Below are 12,605 nucleotides of genomic sequence, written 5' to 3'. Positions count from 1 at the left end.
GCGGTAGTTCAGTCGGTTAGAATACCGGCCTGTCACGCCGGGGGTCGCGGGTTCGAGTCCCGTCCGCTGCGCCATATCTGTCTCAAGGCCCACTGAACGCCTTGAAGCACAAAGCGAGCCTCTGGCTACTTTGATCCGATAGCAAAGACCCTGGTCGAAAGACCGGGGTTTTTTGTGTCTGTGATTTGATAAGTGCGACCTGTAGGAGCCTGCAAACGGGCTCCTACAGGTTCGAGTCAGAATCCCAATTTGTCGCGTAGCCCGTAGTACCAGGCACCCATTGCCGCAAATGGTGTGCGCAACAGTTGCCCACCCGGGAACGGGTAGTGCGGCAGGTCGGCAAACGCGTCAAAACGCTCTGCCTGGCCTCGCAGTGCCTCTGCCAGTACCTTGCCCGCCAGGTGCGTATACGTCACGCCATGGCCGCTGCAGCCCTGTGAGTAGTAGATGTTGTCGCCCAGGCGACCCACCTGCGGCAAACGCGACAGGGTCAGCAGGAAATTGCCGGTCCAGGCGTAGTCTATCTTCACGTCCTTGAGTTGCGGGAAGGCCTTGAGCATCTTCGGGCGGATGATCGCTTCGATATTCGCCGGGTCGCGCGCGCCATACACCACGCCGCCGCCGAAGATCAGACGCTTGTCGCGCGTGAGGCGGTAGTAGTCGAGCAGGTAGTTGCAGTCTTCGACGCAGTAATCCTGCGGCAGCAAGGTTCTCGCCAGCTCATCGCCCAAGGGGGCGGTGGTGATCACTTGTGTGCCGCACGGCATGGACTTGGCGGCCAACTCCGGCACCAGGTTGCCCAGGTAGGCATTCCCCGCGACGATGATGAACTTGGCCCTGACCTTGCCCTCGGCGGTATGCACCACCGGGTTGGCGCCGCGCTCGATACGCACGGCAGCGGATTGCTCGTAGATCGTGCCGCCCAGGGACTCCACGGCGGCCGCTTCGCCGAGTGCCAGGTTGAGTGGGTGGATGTGCCCCGCGCTCATGTCCAGCAGGCCGCCGACGTAGTTGTCACAGGCCACTACTTCGCGAATACGGCGTTCGTCCAGCAGCTCCAGTTGGGTGTGGCCGTAGCGCTCCCATAGACGCTTCTGTGACTCCAGATGGCCCATGTGCTTACTGTTGAGCGCGGCGAAAACACCACCATCCTTCAGGTCGCACTGAATCTGATACTTGGCCACCCGCTCGCGAATGATCTTGCCGCCTTCAAACGCCATCTGCCCCAGCAGTTGCGCCTGCCTGGGGCCGACACTGCGCTCGATTACATCAATATCACGGCTGTAGCTGTTGACGATCTGCCCGCCATTGCGGCCCGAGGCGCCAAACCCCACCTTGGCGGCTTCCAGCACCGTCACGCGAAAACCGCTCTCCAGCAGGAACAGGGCGCTGGAGAGGCCGGTGTAGCCGGCGCCGATCACGCACACATCGGTTTCGACGTCGCCTTGCAGGACTGGACGAGGTGGAGCTGCATTCGCGGAAGCGGCGTAATACGACTGGGGGTAGGGGGTGTTCGCCATCCTGGAACCTCTGTTTTATATTTTTTACGAGTGCGCCGATCCTACCTGAGTTGAAAATTGCCTGCCAGCCACCCGAAATCCGCAGGTGTACCCCACGCAAATAAAAAATTCGCATATTCATAGGGTTAGCTGCAAAAAAGATGTTGACACCCCTCCGGAATTCCGTAGAATGCCGCCTCACAGCAGGCACGTAGCTCAGTTGGTTAGAGCACCACCTTGACATGGTGGGGGTCGTTGGTTCGAGTCCAATCGCGCCTACCAAACAAAATCCGCTCTGCTGGGCGGTCTAGAGGGGCTCACCGAAAGGTGGGCCCTTTTTTGTTGGTGCGATTTGCAAGTTTTTTTGCAAAACCCTCCAGATGCTTCCGGGTCATGGCCGGCGGGTAAGAGGGGGGCGTCATCGGTTTACTCGCTCAGGCCTCAGAAACAAGCGGCGCTGAGATGCGTGAGTCCCTGCGGGGCTATCCACTCTCGCTACATGCACGATGTTCAACCACCCACAAAATTTATTGGTTCGCAGCAACAATTTTTCTTGTTGGACACCTCCCGCCCCCAGGCAGCAAAGTTGCGGCCACTGACGCTCGACCTTCTGGGTCAACAATAAAAAACCGAGCCGACTGCACGCCACTTCCTGCTGTGAACCCTTTGTTCACATCCTGCTGTAATGGCGCCGCAGCGCGCACTTAAGGACCTCACCGCCATGCAAACTGTTGTGAACTTATGGCCGTTGATCGGCGTACTGGTGATCGTGGTTGGCTTTGTATTGCGTATCAACCCTCTGTTGGTGGTCACCGCCGCCGCTATCGCCACCGGGCTTGCCGCCCATTTCCCCCTGGAAAAAATCCTCGCCACCATGGGCGATGGCTTCCTTCAGACCCGTGCCCTGCAATTGATTCTGTTGCTGCCCCTGGCGGTCATTGGACTGCTGGAGCGGCATGGGCTGCGCCTGCATGCGCAGAATTGGATTGCACGGTTCGAGCGCGCCACGGTCGGGCGCTTGTTGATCATCTATCTGTTTGTGCGTGAATCCACGGCCGCCATGGGCTTGACCAGCCTGGGCGGGCATCCGCAGATGGTGCGTCCGCTGCTGGCGCCGATGGCTGAAGGTGCAGCGGAAAAACGCTACGGCAAACTTCCCGAAAAACTGCGTCATAAAGTGCTGGCGATGTGCGCGGCAACTGACAATGTCGGCCTGTTTTTTGGTGAGGATATCTTTGTCGCCTTCGGTGCAATCGCCTTGATGCACACCTTCCTGCTGGGCTCGGGGATTGATGTGGAGCCGCTGCATATTGCGGTATGGGGGATTCCTACGGCGATCTGCGCCTTCATCATTCACGCGATCCGCCTGCATCGGTTTGACCGAAGGCTCACCCGAGAGATGACGCCGGCCGCTGCACCCGTGGAGGCCGCACAATGATTATTTCCATTCAATACCTGTATTGGCTGGCCGGGGTTCTGCTGCTGATCACGGCGGGCATGATCCTGATGGATCGCACCCATCCCAAACGCTGGACCAGTGCATTGTTCTGGCTGTTGTTCGCCATTCCATTCCTGATCGGTGAGCGTCTGCCGTCGGTGGCTATCGGGGTAGGCATAGTGGTGATGGCCTTGATAGCCGGCATGGGCGGCGTCGGCCGAGGCAAGCATGCCGAGCTGCACGACAAAGCATCCCGTGCCAGCGCTGGTCGCCTGGGGCACAAGCTGTTCATCCCGGCGTTGGCGATCCCGCTGACCACGGTGATCGGATCGGTGTTGCTCAAGCACACCGAGATCGGCGGAGTGCCATTGCTGGACCCGAAAAACACGACCTTCGTTTCTCTCGGTATCGGCTGCCTGATCGCCCTTGGCCTGGCGTGCTGGTTGACCCGTGATACGCCGGTGCAGGCCTTGCGTGAATCCCGTCGCCTGACTGAAGCGCTTGGCTGGGCCATGGTGCTGCCGCAGATGCTGGCAATGCTGGGCTTACTGTTCAACGAAGCCGGGGTTGGTACGGCTGTCGCGCACGTCACCACTACCTATATCAACCTTGATTTCAAGTTGGTGGCGGTGATCGTCTATGTGCTGGGCATGGCGTTGTTTACGGTGATCATGGGGAATGGCTTTGCAGCTTTTCCTGTAATGACCGGCGGTGTCGGCGTGCCGGTGTTGGTGGGTGTCTATGGCGGTAACCCCGCGGTGATGGCGGCGATCGGTATGTTCTCCGGCTACTGCGGTACCCTGATGACCCCGATGGCAGCCAACTTCAATATCGTTCCGGCGGCGTTGCTCGAGCTGCCGGACAAGAATGCGGTAATCAAGGCCCAGCTTCCGACCGCGTTGATGATGCTGGTGGTCAATATTGTGCTGCTTTATCTGTTGATGTGAGGCCGTGATGCAAATTGTACTGCTGACGGGTTTCGAGCCCTTTGATCAAGACCGGGTGAACCCCTCCTGGGAAGCCGTGCGCCAACTGGACGGCGTGCGACTGGGAAGCGATGTGCAGATTGTTGCGCGATTGCTGCCTTGCGCATTTGCCACGGCGGGCGCGTGCCTGACCGGGCTGATCGACGAGTTGCACCCTGCGATGGTGATTGCGACTGGCCTGGGGCCTGGGCGCAGCGATATCTCAGTCGAACGGGTGGCGATCAATATCAATGATGCACGCATCCCCGATAACCTCGGGGAGCAGCCTATCGATACGGCTGTCGTAGCCGGCGGCCCGGCGGCCTACTTCACGACCTTGCCGATCAAGGCGATGGTCAAGGCTGTGCGCGACGCGGGAGTCGCGGCCTCGGTATCGCAGACGGCTGGGACATTTGTGTGTAACCAGGTGTTTTATCTGTTGCAGCATGCGCTCGCAGGTTCTGGGGTACGCAGTGGGTTTATCCACGTACCTTTTCTGCCAGAGCAGGTGGCAGATTCACAGCGGCCCTCAATGGCGTTGGATACGTTGGTTGCGGGGCTGCAGACAGCTGTGCTGGCGGCGTGGCAAACACCGGTAGATGCAGAGGAAGCGGGCGGGCAGGTCAGCTGATCGGCCCGACGCTCCTCAAATCGCAAACAGTCGGGTAAGCCCGAAGGTGATAGCGCAAGCCAGGCCTGTCATGGCGAATGCGGTTGCCACGTACCATTTGATAAGGTTCAGTTCAGTAGTTGCCAGGTCTGCCTTGGAAGCGAAGTGCTTGTCCATGGCATCTGCCTTGCTCGAAACGGTGATCAGCTTCTCATTCATTTCAGCCAGCCCCTTTTCCAGTAAACCTAATCGCATTTCCATTTCAGGATCTCCATAATTTTACCGCTGCCGGCTCTCCCTTGAGCCCCTTGGGAAGCGAGACTAGTCTGGCTTGCGACCAGTGTTAAGAGACAAACCTTTGCAAAATAACACCGGGCGTTTGCGCTCAATCTTCCCGTCTAGGAAAGAACAACTCAAAACACGTCACACCTGCCTCACTGCTTACGCTGTACCGCCCGTTATGCAGTTGCATGATGGTTGCCACAATCGATAATCCCAACCCGTTGGACTGTGCAGAACGTTCCCGTGACTCATCCACCCGGTAAAACCGTTCGAACAGCCGCGGCAGATGCTCGGCGGCGATGGTCTCGCCTTGATTGCTGACCCTCAGGTGAATGCCATCGGCGCTTGGCACGGCGCGGATCTCCAGCTCGGTACCTGGCGCACCATATTTGATGGCGTTGGCGCACAGGTTCGCCAGGGCCCTGCGCAGCAGCATTGGCTCCGCCCAGATCACGCCTTCACCTTCGGCGTGAATGCTGATATCCACATCATCCGCCAAGCCCTCAAAGTACTCGGCGATGCGTTCCACCTCGTCCCAGGCACTGAGTTCCTGGCGTTGCCGCAAAGCACTGGCCGGGTCGGTGCGCGCGAGGAACAGCATGTTATCGAGCATCCGCGCCAGGCGTTCAAGCTCTTCCACATTGGACGCCAACAACTGCTGATAACTTTCAATGCTGCGGTGCTGTTGCAGGGCGACCTGGGTTTCTCCCAGCAAATTGTTGATGGGTGTGCGCAGCTCGTGGGCCATGTCGGTGGACACCTGACCCAGTTGGACAAAGCCCTTGGCCAGCCGCTCAAGCATGGTATTGAATGAATCAATCATCGGTAGCAGTTCCTTAGGCGCGCCGTGGCTGTCGAGGCGTTCGGCGAGGTTGCCGACGCCAATGCCTTGAGCGTGCCGGGCCAGGCGTCGCATCGGTAACAGCCCGCGATGAACCAGCAGGTAGCCGACCAGGGCCAGGATGATCGCGGCAATGCTCGCCAGGATATAAACGCTCAGGCGATAGCTGGCGAGTACGCTGGTGCGCTCGGTCATCAGGCGCCCCGTGGTGACTTGCAGGCTGCCCAGGTCGCCGGAGTCGATGGACGCGGCGACGGTGGCGAAGGGTGCGCCGTTGATGCTGGGAAAATGGTGTACGTCGGCGAGCGTCAGTTCGTGGTTCTTGGGGACCGGGGGTATGGAAGGCAGGTCGATATTGCCGGGATTGACCGTCAGCAATGGCTTCTGTCCTGGCGCGGCGATGCTCAGTACCGATTCGCGGTTGCCGAGCATGTTCTGGAACAACTCCGGCTTGGTCTTGATCAGGTCCAGGGTGTTGCTGTCATTGAGCAGGTTGCGCAACTGATCGATGCGGTAGATCAAGGCCGCGTCGTCACGCATGATCAATTCCCGCTCCAGTTCGCGATACAGCGCCACACCGAGGGTCGCCAGCAGGGCGAAGGCGAGCAGGGCGAAGATCAACGCCAGACGCAGGGTCAGGGAGTAATGACGGCGTGTGTTCATGGCTGGGTATCGAAACGGTAGCCGATGCCACGCACGCTGTGGATCAGCTTGAGCTGGAACGGGTCGTCGATTTTCAGGCGCAGGCGCCGTACGGCCACGTCGACCACGTTGGTGTCGCTGTCGAAATTCATGTCCCACACCCGCGAGGCTATCAGCGAGCGGGACAGCACCTGGTCCTGATGAGTGGCGAACAGGTGCAGCAAGGCGAACTCTTTGTTGGTCAGGGTGATGCGGGTGCCGGCGCGGGTGACACGGCGTTTGAGCACGTCGATTTGCAGGTCGGCGATCTGCAGCTGTTCCTCCTCGCGGCTTGGGCCACGACGGGTCAGGGTTCGCAAACGTGCCACCAGTTCGGCGAAGGAAAAAGGCTTGATCAGGTAATCATCGGCACCCAGCTCCAGGCCCTTGATGCGGTCGGCAATGTCGTCGCGAGCCGTCAGGAAAAGTACCGGCGTATCCGCTTCCTTTCGCAGGCGGCGCAGCACCTCCCAGCCGTCCATTTTCGGCATCATCACATCCAGCACGATCACGTCGAACGCTGTTTCCAGGGCCTGGTGCAAACCGTCCACGCCGTCACGGGCGAGGCTGACGGAGTAACCCAGTTCCTGCAGGCCGTTGAGCAGGTAATTGCCGGCCTTGGGTTCGTCTTCGACTACAAGAATGTTCATGGAAAGTGCCCTGTCTCAATGCGTGGCGCAAGTGTAGCCCGATCAATTGTCGCTGGCGCAACCGATGCCCTGGACCTGGTAGTCCAACACATGTTCGCGACCCTGGCTGTCCAGGTAGTCGAGGCGCGCCGGGACGATGCCGCATTGGCCGTAGGTGTCGGTGCTCGACAGCACTTTGGCCACATCCAGGTGCACGAAGAAGCCGGTTTTGTCATGGATCACAGGTTCTGCGGCAAGCACGGAACCGGTAGCGAGCAGAGCGGTAAAACCGAGGACAAACAGTTTCATGGTGGTATCTCTCTTAAAGGGTTAGCTGCCAGATCGTGACAGTGAGTTCACGGTAACCAGGCACCCCGAACAGCCAACCAACAGGATGATGACAAGTTTGTAATGCACGGCTCAGGGCTGGCGGCCAGAGGCCTCGAGGATCAGGTCGGTGATTTCCTTGGCGTGGGACACCAGCGACAGGTGGCTCGAAGGCAGCTCGATGGTGGTGGCGTTCATGCGCTTGGCGAGGAAGCGCTCCAAGTCCGGCTTGATGGTCTGGTCATTCGCCGACACTGCATACCAGGAAGGCTTGGTGTGCCAGGCGGCGTTGACGGTGCGACCGCTGAACAGGGTCTTGGCGATGGGCTGCTGCACGGCGTACAGCTCCATGGCCTTGGCATGCGGCACATCGCCGGCAAAGTATTTGAGGAAGGCCTCCTGGCTCAGGGTGAGGTAGCCGTCGTGGTCTTCAACGCCGGCCCGCACCGGCATGCTCGGAGACTTTGCCGAGAGTGCGACAAAGTCTTCATTGGCGTCCGGCGCGCGGGCGGCCACGTACACCAGGGCGCTGACCTTCGGGTTGGTCCCGGCGTCGACTCCACTGTATGAAGTGAGGGTGCTGGTAAGACTTGCCGCTCCATTACAAACCTGTAATGCAATCGACCTCGGTAGCGTTTACAAGCACCGAGGTGATCCGTAGATTGCATCGGGCCTATCATTTTTCCGCCCATGAGGAATTCGCTCAGTGTCTATCCGAGCTTCAGCCGTGTTCAATCGCCGTTACCGTGCCTTTTTGTTTGATATGGATGGGACCTTGCTCAACTCCATTGCCGCTGCCGAGCGGGTGTGGAGCATCTGGGCTGAACGTCATGGGCTGGATGTGGCGGCTTTTTTGACGACTATTCACGGCGCCCGCGCGATCGACACCATCACACGCCAGGCATTGCCGGGCGTCGATCCCGAGGTTGAAGCGCAGTGGATCACCGAGGCTGAAATCAATGATGTCGAAGGTGTTGTGGCGATTTCCGGCGCCGTGGCGTTTCTGAACCGCCTGCCGGGTGATCAATGGGCGTTGGTCACTTCTGCCCCCAGGGAGTTGGCGTTGCGCCGACTGCAAGCAGCGGGCATTGCGCCGCCGGCGGTATTGGTGACGGCTGAAGACGTGGCCGTCGGCAAGCCGAATCCGGCTTGTTACGTTTTGGGGGCGCAACGCCTGGGTGTGCCGGTGCAGGAATGCCTGGTGTTTGAAGATGCGCCGGTGGGTATTCGTGCGGGAGAGGCCGCAGGCGCGGATGTGATGGTCGTGACGTCGACGCATCACACGCCTATGGCCACTGACCACCCTTCGATAGACGGGTACCAGCAGTTGGACGTACAGCGTGACGCAGATGGCTTGTTGTACTTGAAGAGTCGGACGGGCTGATACGAAAAGGCCAAACTCGCGCTGTGACGCTGTTGATAGGGGGGCTGCTAGCGATGAGCGCGATGTCACTGACGCGTTTGCCGGCACAACCTGCGTTGTACGGACTTCTGGATGGGTTTGAGACAAAACAGGAACAAGTACCCGCAAAGCAGCAGCGCCAAGTCCAGCCCCGAATGAGGAGCGGCGGAGCCGGAGCCTTCGATTGCATACTTCAAACCATAGGCCAGCCCTGCGAAGACCCATCCTATCGATAAGGCGATCATCCAAGACGTGTAGGCAAATGGCGGTGGGGGCCTGGGCCGCATCGACATGCTCCTGAATGCACGCGGATAGCTGAGTGTCAGTCAGAAGATTCGGCTGAGAATGAAACAACAAGTTCCGGGCGTGAAGACAGTTTCATCTTTCCATGAAGATGAACGTATTGGTGGCGTCAGTCACGCAGCAATGACAAGAGCGGTGTGAAGAGGTTTTCGCCAGCCATTACAGTGCACGAAAGGGCTGGCTACTGAGGGCGCTTCAAGGCGTCTGGTTTTTGTCCGGGGCAGTCAAACCGGCCTGGATGCGCTGGTAGATCTCCTCGCGATGCACGGCAACATCCTTGGGTGCGTTGATGCCGATTCTTACTTGCTGGCCGCTGACGCCCAGGATGGTGACCGTGATGTCATCACCGATGTTTATGCTTTCACCAACTTTGCGGGTGAGTATCAGCATGGACTTCTCCTTGATTACTTTTAAGGACACATGTTTCAGACAGGGCAGGTGTCGGATGTGTGTAGCTTACTGCTAAGCGCTTCCCTGTGACTGCCTCTTTTTAGGACGCATAGAGGCGACATTAATTCCCATGGCGGCATCATACAGGTCTGCGATACATGATTCGCATTGTTTAAGCCAATGTTTATGACGGCCAGAATAGACAGTGAATGATAAAGTCGCCTCTTTATCTTTAAAGGAGCAGGGCAGTGCGTAAAGTAGCGATGGCAATGGCGGTGTTGGCATTGGCCGGTTGCGGTGAGGACAAACGCGTGGAGGCCCCCAGGAGCAAGCCTGTCGTGACCGAAAACCAGCCTCGAACCGGCGCGATTGCTGCCCAGGAATGGGACGTGTGGGTCGGGCCGCCGGACCACAAGCTACAGGCCATCACCGACCTTACGGCCTGGTTGCTGGAGCATGGTTTCAACTTTTACATCGTGAAGGTTGACGGCAAGGACGAAGTCCTGCTGGGGCCGTTCGCGACCAAGGCTGAAGCGCAGGCCAAGCAGGCACTGCTCAACGAGAAAATGGCGCGCGCCAAGAAAACCGATACCGAATCGCAGGTTATCGAGCACAAGGCGGCACAGTAACGCGCCGGGTGGGCGGGAGTTTCGCCCATTTTCAACTACAGGCTTTCAGATTCACCGGGCCGACAAACTCATTGCCGCGCCCCATCACACACGCCACTGTCTGGTTACGCTGGCGCTCCCAGGCCTGCACCGGGTAGGTCTTGTTCCAGGCTTCGTACAACTGGCGATCCTGTTTCGACAGGCGCAAGCCGTACTGTTTGCTCATATAAAAATAGGTGCGGGCGATCATCCCCCGGATGGAAGGGCGCGGCATGACCTTCTTGGTCTTGAAATCCACTTGAGTCAGGCAAGACCCATACTGCCCGCTTTGTACCGGCAGCCAGCCAAAACTGAAGTTATTACGGTCACCGTTGACCTCACCGATGCTGGGTACCAAGTTGTGCAGGTCCGCTTCGGCACGCTTGAACACGTCATCATGGCGCGTGCAGTTCTTACGCCCACCGTCCTGCCAGCATTGGCGCTGATGCCCGATCTGCCAGGCGGGAACAATGTGCTCCCATTCGATGCGTGCGGCACGATTGGCGTTTTTGCGGGGGATGTAGCCACAGGCTTTCAAGTCCACGCGATTGCCCGTGTACTTGCAGCCGCAATAGAACTCGGTGGATTGTGGCGCGTAGAGCTTCCAGGCGATTTTCTTGGCTTCACTGAACGTGCGTGGCGCCTGGGCGTGGGCGGTGACAGCAAAAAACAGGCAGCAAACCGCGATAAAACGGACACTCATTGAATCAATCTTCCTTCGGTACAACCCAGAAAATCTGTACGCCACCGTCGTCACGATAGGCGAGGGTGACGTTGTCGTTCTCTGCTATTTCCTCCAGCAACCGCGCCCATTCATCCTCGGGCTCGTCCGGCAAACGGAAGATCAACGCCGCCTTGGCTTTCTGGGCGTTGGTTGAATTGATGATCTTTTGCACGCGAATAGCCAGGCGTTCGTAGGCATCAGGTGCGGTTGGCACTGCGGAAGAGGACTTTGCCACGGAGTATTCCTTAATAAGCTGTACGCACATACAGTATTTAACTGTAGGCGATTTCGCAACTACTTAAAATTCAAGAAGTTCGTCTTACAGCAATTCAGGCAATTGGGTGTAGGGCGGGGCGGGATGGTGCAGGAGCGAGCATGCTCGCTCCTGCAGGGGACAGTCAGGAATCAATATTCCCAGAACATGCGCTGCAGCTCTTTGCTGTCTTGGGTCTTGGTCAAGGCGACCATGGCCAGGATGCGGGCTTTCTGCGGGTTCAGGTCGAGTGCAGCCACCCAGTCGTATTTGTCGTCAGGCTGTTCGGCGTTGCGCAGAACCATGCCACCGGCATTCACGTGGGAAGAGCGAATGATCTGTACACCCTGTTTGCGCAGTTCCACCAGGGCAGGTACGACTTTGGAGGACACGGAGCCGTTGCCAGTGCCGGCGTGGATGATGGCTTTGGCGCCTGCTTGAGCCAGGGCCTTGTAGGCAGTGTCGCTCACGTTGCCGTAGCCATAGGCGATCTCGACGTCCGGCAGGCTCTTGATGTTCTTGATATCGAATTCCGAATCCATGGTGTGACGCTTGGCCGGCAAGCGGAACCAGTAGGATTTGCCTTCAACCACCATGCCCAGTGGGCCCCATGGGCTCTTGAACGCTTCGGTCTTGATATTGATCATCTTGCTGACGTCGCGACCCGACTGGATCTCGTCGTTCATGGTGACCAGCACGCCTTTGCCGCGTGCATCCTTGCTGCCGGCCACGGCCACAGCGTTGTACAGGTTGAGCATGCCGTCCGCCGACATGGCGGTGCCTGGACGCATGGAGCCGACCACCACGATTGGCTTGTCGGTTTTCTCCACCAGGTTCAGGAAGTAGGCGGTTTCTTCCAGGGTGTCGGTACCGTGGGTGATCACGATGCCGTCCACATCCTTGCTGTCGGCCAGTTCGGCGACGCGGCGACCCAGTTGCAGCAGATTGTCATTGTTGATGCTTTCGGACGCAATTTGCATCACTTGCTCGCCACGCACATTGGCGATCTGGCTAAGCTCAGGAACACCAGCGATCAATTGCTCGATACCGACTTTCGCTGCCTGGTAGGTGGCGCTGTTGGCTGCGCTGGCGCCGGCGCCGGCAATGGTACCGCCGGTGGCGAGGATCACCACGTTGGACAGTTTGGTCTTGGTTTCAACTTCCTTTGCCTGGGCGGCAACGGGGAACAACAGCAGGAGGGCTAACGCGCCCGGAACAAAAGTCTTCAGTGCAGATTTCATTATTTTTCTCTCTGGTTTTTGATGAGTGCTGTAGCAGGTTCATCTAGAACACCCGTGCGGTTCTGAATGCCACGAGGTGATGAGGTAGAGCAGGATCTGTACCAGGCTCAGCGTGAACGCTAAAACAATTTAAATTATTGATTTATAACAGTTAATATTGATTTTTCGGGCTTATTGATCATGTCGGTGTCCGGCTTTCCGAACATCGGACCGCATTGCGTTCGGTTGTCCGAAAAGTTGACCGCCAGGCTTTTGAGGATGCATGAATGATGCGTTCCAGCCTGTCGTTTCAGAGAACGATTGGAAGTGTGTGATGTTTAGCTGCATCTATGCCCAAGCGTGAGGGAGGGCCTGGATGAAAGGCTGTTTTCAA

The 12,605-nt window shown here is 58.2% G+C and carries 14 protein-coding genes, 1 tRNA gene and 1 pseudogene; 6 read left to right on the top strand and 10 right to left on the bottom strand.

What is annotated here, in order from left to right; translation table 11 throughout:
* Positions 1-236: 236 nt before the first annotated feature.
* Complete coding sequence (locus tag AC3WP7_RS22985) at positions 237-1,520, bottom strand: NAD(P)/FAD-dependent oxidoreductase (RefSeq protein WP_092250365.1); 1,284 nt, start codon at positions 1,518-1,520, stop codon at positions 237-239.
* Positions 1,521-1,704: 184 nt separating this feature from the next.
* Between AC3WP7_RS22985 and AC3WP7_RS22980 the strand changes: the two genes are divergently transcribed.
* The 4 genes from AC3WP7_RS22980 (at position 1,705) to pcp (ending at position 4,533) form a co-directional block, all read left to right on the top strand.
* Positions 1,705-1,781 (top strand) — tRNA-Val (locus tag AC3WP7_RS22980).
* Between the two features lie 439 nt (positions 1,782-2,220).
* Complete coding sequence (locus AC3WP7_RS22975; protein ID WP_071492206.1) at positions 2,221-2,937, top strand: DUF969 domain-containing protein; 717 nt, start codon at positions 2,221-2,223, stop codon at positions 2,935-2,937.
* Positions 2,934-3,884, top strand: coding sequence for a DUF979 domain-containing protein (locus AC3WP7_RS22970; protein ID WP_102592744.1), 951 nt, complete (start codon positions 2,934-2,936; stop codon positions 3,882-3,884). Before AC3WP7_RS22975 ends, AC3WP7_RS22970 begins: the two co-directional genes overlap by 4 nt.
* A gap of 7 nt (positions 3,885-3,891) precedes the next feature.
* Positions 3,892-4,533: a pyroglutamyl-peptidase I gene (pcp, locus tag AC3WP7_RS22965; RefSeq protein ID WP_093124617.1), complete on the top strand. Its 642-nt coding sequence runs from the start codon at positions 3,892-3,894 to the stop codon at positions 4,531-4,533.
* 15 nt (positions 4,534-4,548) lie between these two features.
* On the opposite strand, the gene AC3WP7_RS22960 is transcribed toward pcp, so the two are convergent.
* From AC3WP7_RS22960 to AC3WP7_RS22940, 5 genes and pseudogenes are all read right to left on the bottom strand, one after another.
* Complete coding sequence (locus tag AC3WP7_RS22960) at positions 4,549-4,773, bottom strand: hypothetical protein (RefSeq protein ID WP_058426270.1); 225 nt, start codon at positions 4,771-4,773, stop codon at positions 4,549-4,551.
* Between the two features lie 124 nt (positions 4,774-4,897).
* Positions 4,898-6,298: a heavy metal sensor histidine kinase gene (locus AC3WP7_RS22955; protein WP_102592743.1), complete on the bottom strand. Its 1,401-nt coding sequence runs from the start codon at positions 6,296-6,298 to the stop codon at positions 4,898-4,900.
* On the bottom strand, positions 6,295-6,966 hold the full coding sequence (locus AC3WP7_RS22950) for a heavy metal response regulator transcription factor (RefSeq protein ID WP_071492202.1): 672 nt from the start codon (positions 6,964-6,966) through the stop codon (positions 6,295-6,297). Before AC3WP7_RS22950 ends, AC3WP7_RS22955 begins: the two co-directional genes overlap by 4 nt.
* A gap of 42 nt (positions 6,967-7,008) precedes the next feature.
* On the bottom strand, positions 7,009-7,254 hold the full coding sequence (locus tag AC3WP7_RS22945) for a DUF2790 domain-containing protein (RefSeq protein WP_071492201.1): 246 nt from the start codon (positions 7,252-7,254) through the stop codon (positions 7,009-7,011).
* Positions 7,255-7,365: 111 nt separating this feature from the next.
* Positions 7,366-7,842 (bottom strand): annotated as a pseudogene (locus tag AC3WP7_RS22940) (alpha/beta fold hydrolase); the annotation flags it as partial.
* Between the two features lie 136 nt (positions 7,843-7,978).
* Here AC3WP7_RS22940 and AC3WP7_RS22935 point away from each other — a divergent pair.
* Positions 7,979-8,656, top strand: a complete 678-nt coding sequence (locus AC3WP7_RS22935; protein WP_093513080.1) for an HAD family hydrolase — start codon at positions 7,979-7,981, stop codon at positions 8,654-8,656.
* A gap of 516 nt (positions 8,657-9,172) precedes the next feature.
* Here AC3WP7_RS22935 and csrA read toward each other — a convergent pair.
* The gene (gene csrA, locus AC3WP7_RS22930) at positions 9,173-9,367 is read right to left on the bottom strand and encodes a carbon storage regulator CsrA (RefSeq protein WP_058426265.1); all 195 of its coding nucleotides are present in this window, start codon (positions 9,365-9,367) and stop codon (positions 9,173-9,175) included.
* A gap of 263 nt (positions 9,368-9,630) precedes the next feature.
* On the opposite strand from csrA, the gene AC3WP7_RS22925 reads away from it, so the two are divergent.
* Positions 9,631-9,996 (top strand): penicillin-binding protein activator LpoB, encoded by a 366-nt coding sequence (locus AC3WP7_RS22925; protein WP_092250381.1) that lies wholly within the window; start codon positions 9,631-9,633, stop codon positions 9,994-9,996.
* Positions 9,997-10,027: 31 nt separating this feature from the next.
* On the opposite strand, the gene AC3WP7_RS22920 is transcribed toward AC3WP7_RS22925, so the two are convergent.
* The 3 genes from AC3WP7_RS22920 to AC3WP7_RS22910 all read right to left on the bottom strand — a co-directional run bounded on the left by AC3WP7_RS22920 (position 10,028) and on the right by AC3WP7_RS22910 (position 12,232).
* On the bottom strand, positions 10,028-10,717 hold the full coding sequence (locus tag AC3WP7_RS22920) for an endonuclease (protein ID WP_092250384.1): 690 nt from the start codon (positions 10,715-10,717) through the stop codon (positions 10,028-10,030).
* A 4-nt stretch (positions 10,718-10,721) separates the two neighbouring features.
* On the bottom strand, positions 10,722-10,973 hold the full coding sequence (locus AC3WP7_RS22915) for a DUF1654 domain-containing protein (RefSeq protein WP_083351486.1): 252 nt from the start codon (positions 10,971-10,973) through the stop codon (positions 10,722-10,724).
* 170 nt (positions 10,974-11,143) lie between these two features.
* The gene (locus tag AC3WP7_RS22910) at positions 11,144-12,232 is read right to left on the bottom strand and encodes an asparaginase (protein WP_071492194.1); all 1,089 of its coding nucleotides are present in this window, start codon (positions 12,230-12,232) and stop codon (positions 11,144-11,146) included.
* Positions 12,233-12,605 lie beyond the last annotated feature (373 nt).

Source organism: Pseudomonas sp. FW305-3-2-15-C-LB1 (genome assembly GCF_058787615.1).
This window is presented reverse-complemented; position numbering and strand designations above follow the sequence as displayed.